This is a genomic window from Pseudomonas sp. TH15 (assembly GCF_016651105.1).
In the GTDB taxonomy this organism is placed as follows: Bacteria; Pseudomonadota; Gammaproteobacteria; order Pseudomonadales; family Pseudomonadaceae; genus Aquipseudomonas.
The window spans coordinates 1,984,635-1,999,615 of record NZ_JAEKEL010000001.1 but is presented as its reverse complement, the minus strand read 5'-3'; the positions used below and the strand labels follow the sequence as shown (position 1 = coordinate 1,999,615).

At 56.7% G+C, this 14,981-nt stretch carries 11 protein-coding genes; 6 read left to right on the top strand and 5 right to left on the bottom strand.

Going from position 1 to position 14,981, the window contains the following annotated elements:
- Positions 1-211: 211 nt before the first annotated feature.
- Positions 212-1,795 carry a peptide chain release factor 3 gene (locus tag JFT87_RS08915; protein WP_201200517.1) on the bottom strand — a complete coding sequence of 528 codons (1,584 nt, stop codon included), beginning with the start codon at positions 1,793-1,795 and terminating at the stop codon, positions 212-214.
- Between the two features lie 330 nt (positions 1,796-2,125).
- On the opposite strand from JFT87_RS08915, the gene JFT87_RS08910 reads away from it, so the two are divergent.
- The 5 genes from JFT87_RS08910 to JFT87_RS08890 all read left to right on the top strand — a co-directional run bounded on the left by JFT87_RS08910 (position 2,126) and on the right by JFT87_RS08890 (position 7,379).
- Positions 2,126-2,842 carry an ABC transporter permease gene (locus tag JFT87_RS08910; protein WP_054049992.1) on the top strand — a complete coding sequence of 239 codons (717 nt, stop codon included), beginning with the start codon at positions 2,126-2,128 and terminating at the stop codon, positions 2,840-2,842.
- Between the two features lie 20 nt (positions 2,843-2,862).
- Positions 2,863-3,756 (top strand): glycine betaine ABC transporter substrate-binding protein, encoded by an 894-nt coding sequence (locus JFT87_RS08905; protein WP_201200516.1) that lies wholly within the window; start codon positions 2,863-2,865, stop codon positions 3,754-3,756.
- 12 nt (positions 3,757-3,768) lie between these two features.
- Complete coding sequence (locus JFT87_RS08900; protein ID WP_201200515.1) at positions 3,769-4,422, top strand: ABC transporter permease; 654 nt, start codon at positions 3,769-3,771, stop codon at positions 4,420-4,422.
- Complete coding sequence (locus JFT87_RS08895; protein ID WP_201200514.1) at positions 4,419-5,576, top strand: osmoprotectant ABC transporter ATP-binding protein OsmV; 1,158 nt, start codon at positions 4,419-4,421, stop codon at positions 5,574-5,576. Before JFT87_RS08900 ends, JFT87_RS08895 begins: the two co-directional genes overlap by 4 nt.
- A 639-nt stretch (positions 5,577-6,215) precedes the next feature.
- On the top strand, positions 6,216-7,379 hold the full coding sequence (locus JFT87_RS08890) for a type III PLP-dependent enzyme (RefSeq protein WP_201194372.1): 1,164 nt from the start codon (positions 6,216-6,218) through the stop codon (positions 7,377-7,379).
- Between the two features lie 51 nt (positions 7,380-7,430).
- Here the strand turns inward: JFT87_RS08890 and JFT87_RS08885 are convergent, their stop codons facing one another.
- The 4 genes from JFT87_RS08885 to JFT87_RS08870 form a co-directional block, all read right to left on the bottom strand.
- A complete protein-coding gene (locus JFT87_RS08885) occupies positions 7,431-8,324 on the bottom strand; it encodes a hypothetical protein (RefSeq protein WP_201200512.1) in 894 nt (297 codons plus the stop codon).
- A gap of 110 nt (positions 8,325-8,434) precedes the next feature.
- Entirely contained in the window at positions 8,435-10,537 is a 2,103-nt protein-coding gene (locus JFT87_RS08880; protein ID WP_242487244.1) for an alpha-xenorhabdolysin family binary toxin subunit A, read from the bottom strand.
- Positions 10,538-10,887: 350 nt separating this feature from the next.
- Complete coding sequence (locus tag JFT87_RS08875) at positions 10,888-11,649, bottom strand: tetratricopeptide repeat protein (protein ID WP_201200511.1); 762 nt, start codon at positions 11,647-11,649, stop codon at positions 10,888-10,890.
- The gene (locus tag JFT87_RS08870; protein ID WP_201200510.1) at positions 11,646-12,326 is read right to left on the bottom strand and encodes a Fe2+-dependent dioxygenase; all 681 of its coding nucleotides are present in this window, start codon (positions 12,324-12,326) and stop codon (positions 11,646-11,648) included. The genes JFT87_RS08875 and JFT87_RS08870 overlap by 4 nt, the downstream gene beginning before the upstream one ends.
- A gap of 207 nt (positions 12,327-12,533) precedes the next feature.
- Here JFT87_RS08870 and JFT87_RS08865 point away from each other — a divergent pair, with 207 nt between their 5' ends.
- The gene (locus JFT87_RS08865; protein WP_201200509.1) at positions 12,534-14,849 is read left to right on the top strand and encodes a TonB-dependent receptor; all 2,316 of its coding nucleotides are present in this window, start codon (positions 12,534-12,536) and stop codon (positions 14,847-14,849) included.
- The last annotated feature ends 132 nt before the right edge of the window (positions 14,850-14,981 follow it).

Sequence of the window (14,981 nt, the reverse complement as noted above, 5' to 3'; positions counted from 1 at the left end):
AAGGAACGCCGAGCCTAGGCGAGGGGCCGGACGCTCGGGGCGAGCCTTTTTTTGCTTACTTTTTTTTGGCGTTTGAAAAAAAAGTGAGTCGCCGTAAGGGCGAAACCCTAAGCCGCCGTTACCGCAGAAATGGATATACACACAAAACCAAACCAACAAAAAAGCCCCCAAGGCCTACACCTAGGGGGCTTCAGATAAACCAGCTAAAAGCTTAGTGATGCTCACGCGTCGCACGGAATTTCACATCCGGCCAACGCTCTTCCATCAACGCCAGGTTGACCCGGGTCGGGGCCAGGTAGGTCAGGTGACCGCCGCCATCGATAGCCAGGTTTTCCACAGCCTTGACGCTGAACTCTTCAAGCTTCTTCTTATCGCTGCAATCGATCCAGCGGGCGGAGTACACCGTGATCGGCTCGTATGAGCATTCGACCTTGTATTCCTCTTTCAAGCGGCTGGCGACCACATCGAACTGCAGCACACCGACGGCGCCGAGGATGATGTCGTTGCTGCGCGTCGGGAAGAACACTTGGGTCGCGCCCTCTTCGGCCAATTGCTGCAGGCCCTGGCGTAGTTGCTTGGATTTCAGCGGATCGCGCAGGCGTACGCGACGGAACAGTTCCGGGGCGAAGTGCGGAATACCGGTAAAACCCAGGACTTCGCCTTCGGTGAAGGTGTCGCCAATCTGGATGGTGCCGTGGTTGTGCAGGCCGATGATGTCGCCGGCAAACGCCTCTTCCAGTTGCTCACGCTCGGAGGAGAAGAACGTCAGCGCGTCGCCGATCCGTACATCCTTGCCGGTACGCACGTGGCGCATCTTCATGCCTTTTTCGTATTTGCCGGAGCAGATACGCATGAAGGCAATACGGTCGCGGTGTTTCGGGTCCATGTTCGCCTGGATCTTGAACACGAAACCGGCGAACTTCTCTTCAACCGGTTCCACGGTGCGCTCATTGGCAACACGGGCCAGGGGTTTCGGCGCCCAGTTGACCACGGCGTCGAGCACGTGATCGACACCGAAGTTGCCCAGAGCAGTACCGAAGAACACCGGGGTCAGTTGGCCGTCGAGGAATTCCTGTTGATTGAATTCGTGGCAGGCGCCCTGCACCAGTTCCAGCTGATCGACGAAGCGATCGTATTCGTCACCCAAGTGCGCGCGGGCTTCATCGGAGTCGAGCTTCTCGATGATTTTCACATCGGTGCGCTCGTGGCCGTGACCGGCGGTGTAGACAATGATGTAGTCGTCGGCGAGGTGATAAACGCCCTTGAAGTCGCGGTAGCAACCGATCGGCCAGGTGATCGGCGCGGCCTTGATCTTCAGGACGGCTTCGATTTCGTCGAGCAGTTCGATCGGGTCGCGGATGTCACGGTCGAGTTTGTTGATGAAGCTGACAATCGGCGTATCCCGCAGACGGCAGACGTCCATCAGCGCAATAGTCCGTGGCTCTACACCCTTACCGCCATCGAGGACCATCAATGCCGAGTCCACTGCCGTCAAGGTGCGGTAGGTATCTTCAGAGAAGTCTTCGTGGCCCGGGGTGTCGAGCAGGTTGATCATGTGGTCGCGATACGGGAACTGCATGACCGACGTGGTAATCGAGATACCACGCTGCTTTTCCATTTCCATCCAGTCGGAGGTGGCATGGCGGTCGGATTTACGGGATTTCACCGTGCCAGCAATCGCAATCGCCTTCCCCATCAGCAAGAGCTTCTCGGTGATGGTGGTTTTACCGGCATCGGGGTGGGAAATGATGGCGAAAGTGCGGCGTTTCGCGACTTCGGCGGCCTGGTTGGTCATGGGAAATCGCCTGGCGGTGATTCAAAAAAGGGCCGCGATTATAGCCCAAGTCAGTGCAATAACCGAACCGTTGGGACATCAAGGGTGGCTAAATGCTGCTAAATATGGAACCTTTTAAAAGGTGCAGACGTCCACTCCCCTGTTACTGCACTCGTACCAGGGGCTGAAAAATCAGCAAGTTAGCCTGACGAGGCTGCGCTTATGGCTCGATTCATGTCCCTTTGCGGACATAGAACGCGCTGCTTTTCGCGAACGTTGATATCCCGGCAGCCAGCAATGGCATGCCACAAAGGACTGCGTTCGCCGACTAAGAAAAAAAGGAGTCCGCCTGTGGCGATTCGCTATGGCAAGGGGCTTATAGGAGGTGCGGTTGTCGTCGCACTCCTGGCCCTGCTGGTCCACTGGATTGGCATCAACACGATCGAACATTACCGCGACGATTTATTGTTTTACCTGCAAGCTCACTTGATTCTCGTCCTTGTCTCCATGCTGGCCGCCCTCGTTGTGGGCATCCCCGCCGGTATCTTCCTCAGCCGCCCGACCATGGTTGGCCGCGCTGAACGCTTCATGCAGATCTTCAACATCGGCAACACCGTTCCGCCTCTCGCCGTACTGGCCATCGCCCTGGGGATTCTGGGCATCGGCAGCGGCCCCGCGATCTTCGCCCTGTTCCTCGCCTCGCTGTTGCCGATCGTGCGCAACACCTATGAAGGCCTGAAAAACGTCCAGGGTTCACTCAAGGAAGCGGCCGTCGGCATCGGCATGACCCCGACTCAAGTGCTGTGGCGGGTCGAACTGCCGAACGCGGTGCCGATCATCATCGGTGGTGTGCGCGTGGCCCTGGCGATCAATGTCGGGACCGCACCGCTGGCGTTCCTGATCGGCGCCAACAGCCTGGGCAGCCTGATTTTCCCTGGCATCGCCCTGAACAATCAGCCGCAACTGCTGCTCGGCGCCGCTTGCACCGCCCTGCTGGCCTTGCTGCTCGACGGTCTGGTGACACTCGCCAGCCGCCTCTGGCTCGAACGCGGCCTACGCCCGTCTTAAGCCTCGGCAAAGGAATATTTATGAAAAGACTGACCCTATTACTAGGCTGCGCCCTGCTGTTCGCAGGATTTGCCCAAGCCGCTGAAAAACCGGTGATCCGCATCGGCGCCCGGGTGTTCACCGAACAAACCCTGCTCGCGGAAATCACTTCCCAATACCTGCGCACCAAGGGTTACGACACCCAGGTGACCGGCGGTCTGGGCAGTAACCTGGCCCGCAGCGCTCACGAAAGTGGCCAGCTCGATCTGATGTGGGAATACACCGGCGTGTCGCTGGTGGCTTACAACCACGTCACTGAAAAGCTCGACAGCGAACAGTCCTACGCCCGGGTGAAAGAACTCGACGCGAAAAAAGGCCTGGTCTGGCTCACGCCGTCGAAATTCAGCAACACCTACGCCCTGGCCCTGCCGGAAACCACCGCCAAGGCTTATCCGCAGATCAACACCATCAGCGAGCTGAACACGGTGTTGCAGGCTGAGCAGAAGGACAATCACCTGGTGGCGCTGGACACCGAGTTCGCCAACCGTTCCGACGGTCTGGACGGCATGGTCAAGCTCTATGGCATGAACCTGACCCGCAAAAACATCCGGCAGATGGATGCTGGTTTGGTTTACACCGCCTTGCGTAACGGCCAAGTGTTTGCCGGTCTGGTCTACACCACCGACGGTCGATTGAACGCCTTTAAGCTGAAACTGCTCGAAGACGACAAGCACTACTTCCCGGACTACACCGCCGCCCCGGTGGTGCGTCAGGTTTACCTCGACGCGCATCCCAAGCTTGCCGAAGAACTCAAGCCACTGGCGGAACTGTTCGATGACGCGACCATGCGCCAGCTCAACGCGCGGGTCGATGTCGATCACGAAAGCCCTTCATCCGTTGCCGCAGATTTCCTGCGCCAGCACCCGATCAACTGAGGAGGAAAAGCCATGGAATTTCTGAACGCCTTTTCCCATCTCGACTGGCCGCTGGTCCTGCACCTGACCTGGCAGCACATCACGTTGGTCGGCATCGCTGTGACGTTGGCAATCCTCGTTGGTGTACCGCTGGGCGTGCTGATGACGCGCTTCCCGTCGCTGGCCGGCCCACTGCAAGCCAGCGCCACGGTGCTGCTGACCGTGCCGTCGATTGCGCTGTTCGGCCTGCTGCTGCCGTTTTACTCCAAGTTCGGCCAGGGCCTGGGCCCGATGCCGGCAATCACCGCCGTGTTTCTCTACTCGCTGTTGCCGATCATGCGTAACACCTACTTGGCGCTGACCGGTGTCGAACCCGGCATTCGCGAAGCCGCTCGCGGCATCGGCATGACGTTCTATCAGCGCTTGCGCATGGTCGAACTGCCGATCGCGGTGCCGGTGATCCTGGCTGGCGTGCGCACCGCCGTGGTCATGAACATTGGTGTCATGACCATCGCCGCGACCATCGGCGCCGGTGGCCTCGGTGTACTTATTCTCGCTTCAATCAGCCGCAGCGACATGTCGATGCTGATCGTCGGCGCCGTGCTGGTCAGTCTCCTGGCCATCTTCGCCGACCTGCTTCTGCAATGGCTGCAACGCTCGCTGACTCCAAAAGGACTCCTGAAATGATCGAACTTCAAAACCTCAGCAAGACCTTCCAAAGCAACGGCAAAGATGTGAAAGCCGTGGATTCGGTAAGCCTGACCGTCAATGAAGGCGAAATCTGTGTGTTCCTCGGGCCATCGGGTTGCGGCAAAAGCACCACGCTGAAGATGATCAACCGGTTAATCAAGCCGACTTCGGGCAAGATCCTGATCAACGGCGAAGACACTACCGACCTCGACGCGGTGACCCTGCGTCGCAACATCGGTTATGTGATCCAGCAGATCGGTCTGTTCCCGAACATGACCATCGAGGAAAACATCACCATCGTTCCGCGCCTGCTGGGCTGGGACAAACAGAAATGCCACGACCGCGCCCGCGAGTTGATGAGCATGATCAAGCTCGAACCCAAGCAGTACCTGACTCGCTACCCGCGTGAGTTGTCCGGTGGTCAACAGCAACGGATCGGCGTGATTCGTGCGCTGGCGGCGGATGCGCCGCTGTTGTTGATGGACGAACCGTTCGGCGCGGTCGACCCGATCAACCGCGAAATGATCCAGAACGAGTTCTTCGAGATGCAACGCGCGCTGAACAAGACCGTGATCATGGTCAGCCACGACATCGACGAAGCCATCAAGCTCGGCGACAAGATTGCGATCTTCCGCGCCGGCAAGCTGTTGCAGATCGATCACCCGGACACGCTGCTGGCGCACCCGGCGGATGACTTTGTCAGCAACTTCGTCGGCCAGGACAGCACGCTCAAGCGCCTGTTGCTGGTGAAAGCCGAAGACGCTGCGGACAACGCACCGTCGGTGAGCCCGGAAACCCCGGTGGCCGAGGCCCTGGAGTTGATGGACGAACTGGACCGTCGTTATGTCGTGGTGACTTGCTCCGACAACAAGGCGCTGGGTTACGTACGACGTCGCGACCTGCACCGTCAGACCGGCACCTGTGCGCAATACCTTCGCGAGTTCAACGCCACGGCCGCGTTCGACGAACATTTGCGCATCCTGCTGTCGCGCATGTACGAGTTCAATCGCTCGTGGCTGCCGGTGATGGATGCCGAGCGGGTGTTCCTGGGGGAAGTGACCCAGGAGTCGATTGCCGAGTATTTGAGCTCCGGTAAGTCCCGTGGCGGCAAGACCAGCATTGTTTCGCCGGCTGAAGCGGTAGTCGCCTAAAAAATACACACCCTGTGAGAGCGAGCCTGCTCGCGAAAGCAAAATGTCAGTCGGCGATGATGTCGGCTGGGAAAATGCCTTCGCGAGCAGGCTCGCTCCCACAGGATTCGTGTGATTTTTTCTTCACTCATGAGGCGGAAAAGAATCTCAACACTTGAGAACAGCACAGTCGACCTTAAACAGTCTGCGAAACAGCCAAAATCCCCCTCACACCGTCCTCACGCCGCCAACGTCGCCGATGTTGTCGCCATCACACTTACCCACGACTTCGCTGACAAAAGCGGCGAACGTGCAGGTATTTTTAACACTCTAAAATTCCTGGGGAACATCTGCCCGTCATCTCGGTCGGCTACAAAGAGTGCTGAAAGCGACGCACGACGGAAGCGTGTAAAAACGCGACATTTTTTGTTGATCTCAAGCCCCTCACGCCCTAAAGTTCGCGCCGAACGTCCATGCTGGAAACGATCCATCCGGCTCAAGTACTGACGACGAGACAGCAAGGCCAAGGGAAGCACCATTTCCCATGGCCTTTTTGCTTTCGGCGACATGCCTTGGGAAGTAGGCGAACCAAAGTGGGGATACGGAGGACGTTCATTTGCACCCATTGATTAATCTAGTTTGCCAGTAGGAGTTCCCAGCATGTCGATCAACGTCGAAGACTATTTCGCGCGTGAAACCTTCAACAAAATGAAGGCGTTTGCCGACAAACAAGAAACCCCGTTCGTGGTGATCGACACCGCGATGATCAGCCAGGCCTATGACGACCTGCGTGCCGGTTTCGAATTCGCCAAGGTCTACTACGCGGTCAAGGCCAACCCGGCCGTCGAAATCATCGACCTGCTCAAAGAGAAAGGCTCGAACTTCGACATCGCGTCGATCTACGAGCTCGACAAAGTGATGAACCAGGGCGTCGGCCCGGATCGCATCAGCTATGGCAACACCATCAAGAAATCCAAGGACATTCGCTACTTCTACGAGAAGGGCGTGCGTCTGTATGCCACCGACTCCGAAGCCGACCTGCGCAACATCGCCAAGGCTGCGCCGGGTTCGAAAGTCTACGTGCGCATCCTCACCGAAGGCTCGACCACTGCTGACTGGCCTTTGTCGCGCAAATTCGGCTGCCAGACCGACATGGCCATGGACTTGCTGATCCTAGCCCGTGACCTGGGCCTGGTGCCTTACGGCATCTCGTTCCACGTCGGCTCGCAGCAACGCGACATCAGCGTCTGGGACGCAGCGATCGCCAAGGTCAAAGTGATCTTCGAACGCCTGAAAGAAGAAGACGGCATTCACCTGAAGCTGATCAACATGGGCGGCGGCTTCCCGGCCAACTACATCACCCGCACCAACAGCCTGGAAACCTACGCTGAAGAAATCATCCGTTTCCTCAAGGAAGATTTCGGCGACGACCTGCCGGAAATCATCCTGGAACCGGGCCGTTCGTTGATCGCCAACGCCGGTATCCTGGTCAGCGAAGTGGTATTGGTCGCGCGTAAATCCCGTACTGCGGTAGAGCGCTGGGTGTACACGGATGTGGGCAAATTCTCCGGTCTGATCGAAACCATGGACGAAGCCATCAAGTTCCCGATCTGGACCGAGAAGAAAGGCGAGATGGAAGAAGTCGTCATCGCCGGCCCGACCTGCGACAGCGCCGACATCATGTACGAGAACTACAAGTACGGTTTGCCGCTGAACCTGGCCATTGGTGATCGTATGTACTGGTTGTCGACCGGTGCCTACACCACCAGTTACAGCGCCGTTGAATTCAATGGCTTCCCGCCGCTGAAGTCGTTTTACGTGTGATCAGCCTGTAACTCAACGAAAGCCCTTGACCTGTCATGGGCTTTTTTTGGTTTACAACCTGCGCATTTTGACCAGTTGATCCGACATACTTTGAACGTCGCTCAGCGGGCCCTTGAACATCGGCAGCACAGCTTTTGCACGTGCCATGGTCATCGCCGGGTAATGGCATTGAAGCACCTGCCTGGCCTCATCCAGCATGCATGTCATCCGATAGCAAAAATCGCTGAGGTTGTTCGCCGCACTGGCGGCGCGTCGGCGCAGGTTGAAGAGAAACTCGACATGCTCTTTCGACTGCGCGATTCGCTCCTCCTGCGAATACAGTCGACCCGGCTCGTAAGTCGTACCGGGCAAACCGATTTTACCCAAGCTGTAATACGCTTCGATCTTGGGGATCGGCTTATCGCAAGTGCATATTGGCGTAGTCAAACACTCTATGAAACGCACGAAGATACTGTGCATCGACTCCGCCAGTCGGGTCACCTGGACATTGAAGTCCAGCACAGCCGACCGGTACTGACCCAGTCGCCGATGCATTTCGCGTAGAACATCGATTATGTTTTCGGCGGGGGCATTACCCCATGCGGGCGATCTGACCAGTGAAAAGTGCTGTGGATCGATAGTGACAATCGCCTTCCGGCGATTGTCGACATTTGAAACAACAGACTCAAACTCTTCGATAAAGCCAAAAACGTCACGCAATACCAGCGTGCAATTGCTGCCAAGCAGCGGTGTTGCCATCGCTATCGCGCGCCAACAAGCAGCGCTGGTTTGGGCTGCCTCTTTCAAGCTTTGAACATTCGGCGGCGGCAAAATGAGGTGTTTTTGCCGCTCGAAAATCGCAGTAAATTCGCTGATTTCCTGCAAAGCAGGACGCAGGTCGTTGAGGAACGTTACATATTGCTTCAATGCAGAAAAGTTCTTTTCTGCCAGTAGATAGGCAAGCATCAGTCTCTCCTTAGTCTGATCGAATTGATGGTGCCGATGGACCTGTATCCATCGGCAGCCCTGCGGCACTCTGATCTCAAGCAGCAAGGCAGGGCACCAGGACAACTACATCAGCGCTGCGGCATCGACAGCGGATAAAGGAGCGCACTAAACAGTGGCGCGTGCTGTTTCAGTACTGCACTGAGTGCATCACTGTCGTCGTACAGGTCGACATTGATTGCATTGCGGAACTGCTCAAAAGCATTCACCGCGACACTGAAGCTGACGGCAAACTTCTCGCGCTGGTCTTCCATCACATGAATGGCCTTCAGGTAAGCGACCTTGCCCTGCGAATCACGAATCCCTGCGCGCTCACGCTCGATATCAGCCTGAACAACATCGATCTTCTGTTTCAACTTGGCATTCTCGCGAACCATGTCCAGAAAGCGCACAGACTCACTTATACCGATAAGGGTTCGTTTCAGTTGGTCAATGGCCGCCATGACCAGCTTGACTTCCGGCGGAGCCAGACCGAGTTCGGTAATCTGGCCGATGGTCAGTTCAATGTCTTTGCCCAGATTCTCGATGCCGCTTTTTTCCAGGAGACTGATGCCGTCATTGATGACCTTTCGCCCTGCTGCAAGCTCTGCAAGCTTGTCCTCCAGTTGCGAAATTTCAGCATTGATCAGGAGCGCGTCATGCTGGAAATCAGCGATGTAAGCCTGTGTCAGACGCACATCAAACTTTGCATCAATGTTGCGCAAGGAGCCACGCAACAGGGAGGCCTGCCTGGACATGGCAGAGGAAATCGCAGTCAGAATTTCCTTGCGCTCATCGTCGATTTCTCCGATGACTTCAGGATCGGTTTCTTTCAATCGGTCCTTTTCGTTGCGGGCGAGACGTCGCAAGGTGTTTTGCAGATCATACATACCCACTTGTGCCGAATCCTGTAATTGGCTTTGGCATTGCCCCATACCACTCACGATACGCTTGAAGCGGTCGAATAGATCTGGCAGGTAACTCAGTTTGACCTTCCAGACTTCCGCCTGAGTACGGGCCTCACGCATCTGTTCAATAGTCGAATTCAGAGCGGCAGTGTCTACCAGTGGATAATTCACTGGGGCGTTGAAGAAGCTGACCACACGAGTGGTTCGCGCGCTGAAAGAATAATTACGCTCGTACTCTTCATCAGCCTCTTTGAAGACCTCAATCAGCTTGTCCGAGTCGCTGCCGATGGCTTTCCATGGCTGCACGACTTCTTCGAACTCGACACCAAAGATCCGCAGACTCAACGCGTCATTGATTCGACTCATTGCCGAAACGGAATTGCTGATGTGCAGGTACAGACTTTTCCAGACGTGCAGCAGGTTCTGCGTTGCAATGTCGGCATCGATCGCCACAATCATCAGGTTTTGCAGGTCGTGTTTGACGCGAGCAAGGGAACCCAGCGTCTGGTTCTTGCTCGACAGAGTCTGAATGTCTCGATCCTGTTCGGCGTACAACTCATCGCGTGCAACCCGAATGTTCTCGGCTTCTACACCCATGTAAATAGCCATCGCCAAGCCTGCGATATTCAGCCCGGCGGCAGACTTCAACGCCTCCTGAACAGCCGCCTTGTACTCAGTATTCTTTATATCGATTTCTTTCGCACGGTTATCAATATCGTTTTTCAAGACTTTGATATCCACCGCCAACGTACTACTGTCAATCAACCCGACCCTTAGCTTTATGTTAGGTAGAACATGCTCCCGCAGATCATAAGCAAACGTATCCAGATCATTCTTGATGCTCTGCACATCACTCAGGTTTTGATTGATCTTTTCAAATATCCGCTGCAGATAATAGTCCAGCGTCGCGACCGTATCAGGATCAATTTCAATATCCGGAAACTTGTTGCCCAATTCCATTTCGAGTGCTTTAAGCTGAGCAAGCGTTTTAATTTTGTTTTTCTTGAGGAACGCGACCGAATCATCGTCGTTCAAGACTTCCTGAATCGACCTGCCATAATTGATCATGCTGCTGGCAAAGCTCTTCAGCCCTTGCCCGGTCATCATGATGCGTTGACGCAGCGGCGACCAGCGTCTCGCGTGGTTGCGGGTCTGGGTGAATGTGTTCAGAAAGTCGGTAGGGTTCAAACCGGGCCCACCGTCCTGACCTGCGCCAAAACGCAGGTAATCCTGAACATCTTTGAGGGTGTAGGGAAGTGCCAGACCGGCGGCTTCATACTTACGCAAATCAATGATCTGTTTTTTGTGAGGAGAAGCCCTCTGTCACGTACTACATCATCGCCATCTGAATTGGATACATCGCTCAGCAACTTTGGCGCGGTGATCGCCATTTGCATGACTTGCTCAGGCGAGGCATTATTCAGGGCGCTGCCCCATAAACTGGAAGAAGGCATGATCATTCCTTTAATCGATATTTTAAGTTAAGTAGACACCAGAAATAAAAGCCGCAATGGCTATAAACTTCCGAGCTGACTTAAACATAAAAGCTGCACGTGTAAAAGCAGCACAGGCCTTCAATATATTTATAAAAAATACCAACAACTTGACACACGAATTAAAATTCGCGAATTGCCATCTTAATCCACTTGACCAGCCAGTTGTTCTGCGCGTTTTTTATACTCTAACGCCATTGATTGAATGGCGGTATGCGAAGCGTTCGCCAATGTCTGAGCAGCCACTTCGAGAAACACCGCATGCCCTCCGGACATCGCCTGGCGGTACCAAACTAACGCTTCCTGAATATTTGAGCGTTCAGCCAGCACGCTGGCAAAACTGAACTGACCGCGGAAATCGCCACCCTGCGCCGACCGGCGATACCAATCGAAAGCCGCGTCAGGATCCGCGCAACAATGGCGCCCCTCTTCCAGGTAACGGCCAAGCAGATTCATCGACTTGGCGTGGCCTAACTCGGCAGCCTGACGATAAAGTGCCAATGCTTGCGGCTGATCAACCGTCACACCGCGCCCGGTCGCCAACAGATTGGCAAGGTTGTACATCGCCCAGTCCAGACCCGCCTCGGCGGCGATTCGGTAATGCCGCGCAGCAATCGCAGCATCAGCGGTACATCCCCAGCCATGCTCATGACAACGACCGAGCATGTTGCACGCCATCAAATGCCCGCCCTTGGCGGCGATCCCGAACCAGCGCACCGCCAGCGGCTGATCCTGCTCAATGCCCAGCCCGTCCAGCAGAATCTGCCCCAGCAAGGCCTGAGCATCGAGAACACCTTCGCCAGCCGCGATCAAAATCGCTTGCGCCGCCCGTGCCGGACTTTCCTCGAGCATCGCTTTGAGCCGATCACCGTCGAGCACTTCCTCGCGACGCAGTTGATAACTCATACCTCGACCCAGCGGCGCAGCAGGTTGTGATAGGTGCCGGTGAGGCGAATCAGCGAAGGGTGATCAGGCATGTCCTGTGTCAGTTGCTGGATCGCCCCGTCCATCTCGAACAGCAACGCGCGCTGGCTGTCTTCGCGGACCAGGCTTTGGGTCCAGAAAAACGACGCATAGCGCGTACCGCGGGTGACGGCGTTGACCTTGTGCAGACTGCTGCCGGGGTACAGGACCATGTCGCCGGCGGGCAACTTGACGCGTTGAGTGCCGAAGGTGTCCTGGATTTCAAGTTCACCGCCGTCGTAGTCGTCCGGTTCGCTGAAGAACAGCGTCGCCGACAGGTCGGTGCGCACGCGCTCGATGCTGCCCTTGGGCTGACGCACGGCGTTGTCGATGTGGAAGTCGAAACTGCCGCCCGCCGTGTAACAGTTCAGCAACGGTGGGAAGACTTTGCTCGGTAACGCCGCTGACATGAACTGTGGATTTTTCCACAACCGCTCAAGCATCGCCGCACCGATTTCCTTGGCCAGCGGATGACCTTCCGGCAGTTGCAGGTTGTGCTTGGCCTTGGCCGACTGAAAGCCGGCGGTGATTTTGCCGTCGGCCCAATCGGCCTGTTCCAGCGCCTCACGGATGCGCTGCACTTCTTCTTTCGCGAACACGCCGGGAATGTGCAGCAACATGGGGACGACACCTGAAAACAGAGGGGCGCCAATGGTATTGATTCTTATTGCCCGTGTAAAACCCCATAGACGAACGAGACACCAAAAACCGTAAGGTCAAATTGTAAAGAATGTAAATTCGTCACGAATAGCAACGTTTCGCAATTGATACAGATACTTGTTTACCCTATATTCCGCGGCCTCAAATCCTTGGGGAGGGGAATTCAAATGTCACGCCAACAACTACAATCACCCGTCAGTTCACCGCGCTTGCTCGCCTCTGCGATTGGCATGGCGATCACCGCCGGCTCCGCTGGCCACATGGTTTTCGCTGCTGAAAAGACCGACAGCAAAGCCTCTGGTAATGCCATCGCCCTGGACGCTACCGCCATCACCGGCGAAACGCAGGACCCGACGTCCTACCAGGTCGAGAAAGCCTCCTCGCCCAAGTACACCGCACCGCTGGTCGACACGCCGCGCTCGGTAACGGTAATTCCGCAACAGGTTCTGAAAGACACCGGCGCCCTGAACATGCAGGACGCGCTGCGTACCGTGCCAGGCATCACTTTCGGCGCCGGTGAAGGCGGCAACCCGCAGGGCGACCGTCCATTCATCCGTGGTTTCGATGCCCAGGGCGACACCTACCTCGACGGCGTGCGCGACACCGGTTCGCAGAGCCGCGAGATCTTCGCCGTGGAAAACATTGAAGTCAGCAAGGGCCCGAACTCAGCCATCGGCGGTCGTGGCGCAGCCGGCGGCAGCATCAACCTGGTCAGCAAGAAAGCCCATCTGGGCAACTCGTTCGACGGTGGGTTCACCTGGGGCTCCGACCAGACCCAGCGCTACACCCTCGACGGCAACTACCAGTTCAGCGACACCGCCGCCGGCCGTCTCAACCTGATGAGCCACGAGAGCAACGTTGCCGGTCGCGACAAGGTCGATTACGACCGTTGGGGTATCGCCCCGTCCCTGGCCTTTGGCCTGGGTACCGACACCCGCGTCAACCTCGATTACTACCATCTCGAAAGCAACGACACCCCGGATTCGGGCATCCCGTACACCATTCCAACCGGTGGCTCGGCGGCGCGCACCAAGTCCAACCCGGACAAACCGTACTCGGGTGGCGACCACAGCAACTTCTACGGTCTGGATCGCGACTTCCGCAAGGGCCGCACCGACACCGCGACCTTCGCCATCGAGCATGACCTGAGCGACTCGCTGACGATCAAGAACACCCTGCGTCACGGCACCAGCATGCAGGATTACATCCTCACTCAGCCGGACGACAGCAAGGGCAACGTCAACAATGGCAGCGTCTGGCGTCGTGCGAATACTCGGGTGAGCAACACCGAGACCACCACCAACCAGACCGACCTGTTCGGCAACTTCTACGTCGCCGGCTTCAAGAACAGCTTCTCCACTGGCGTTGAATACACCCGGGAGGAAAGCCAGAAGTCCTCGTACAACGTCAACACCGACACCACGCCACGCACCAGCGCCGCGACCACCAACTGCACCCCGTCGATGATCGGCGCATCGAGTGGCTACAACTGCACCTCGCTGTCGAACCCGAACCCGAACGATCCGTGGAACGGCGCGATCTCGCGTAACTACGCCGGCACCGACACCAAGGCCAACACCTACGCGCTGTATGTGTTCGACACCCTGGAGTTGAACGAGCAGTGGCTGGTGAACATGGGTCTGCGCTACGACCATTTCGACACCGACTACAAGTCGTATACCGCTGCCGGCGCGACCACGGCCAAGGGCGATGACACCAGCGAGTTCGTTACCGGTCAGTTCGGCATCGTCTACAAGCCGGCAGAAAACGGCAGCATCTATGCCTCCTACGCCACCTCGGCGACGCCACCGGGCAATACCCTCGGTGAAGGCATGGACGGCAACCCGTTGGGCGGCGCCACCGATCGCAGCGGCAATCTGCTGAGCAGCGACATGGAGCCGGAAACCACCAAGAACTACGAAATCGGTACCAAGTGGGATCTGTTGAATGATCGTCTGTCGCTGACCGCCGACATCTTCCGCACCGAGAAAGAAAACGCTCGTGTGCAAGTCGATACCACGTCGTACGAAAACGCCGGCAAGACCCGCGTGCAAGGTGTCGAACTGTCGGCCAGCGGCAAGATCACTGACAAGTGGCAAGTGTTCGCCGGTTACGCCTACATGGACAGCGAGCAGGTGGATGGCGGCCCGCTCAACCGCGCCACCGACGGTAACGAACTGCCGAACACACCGAAAAACAGTGCCAGCCTGTGGACCACTTACCAGGTCACGCCGAAGCTGACCATCGGTGGCGGTGCGTTCTACGTTGATGACGTCTTCGGCAGCGTGGCCAACACCACCATGGTCGATTCGTATGTACGTTACGACGCAATGGCCAGCTACGCCCTGACCAAAAACGTCGACCTGCAACTCAACGTGCAGAACCTGACCAACGAAACCTACTACGACAAAGCCTTCTCGACCCACTTCGCCAACCAGGCGGCGGGGCGTACGGCACTGCTGAGCACCAATTTCCACTTCTAACCGATGTGGAAACCTGTGGGAGCGGGCTTGCTCGCGAAAGCGGTGTGTCAGGCAACATTGATGTTGACTGACACGACGCCTTCGCGAGCAAGCCCGCTCCCACATGGGAATGCGCTGCAAGGCTCGGCCCCG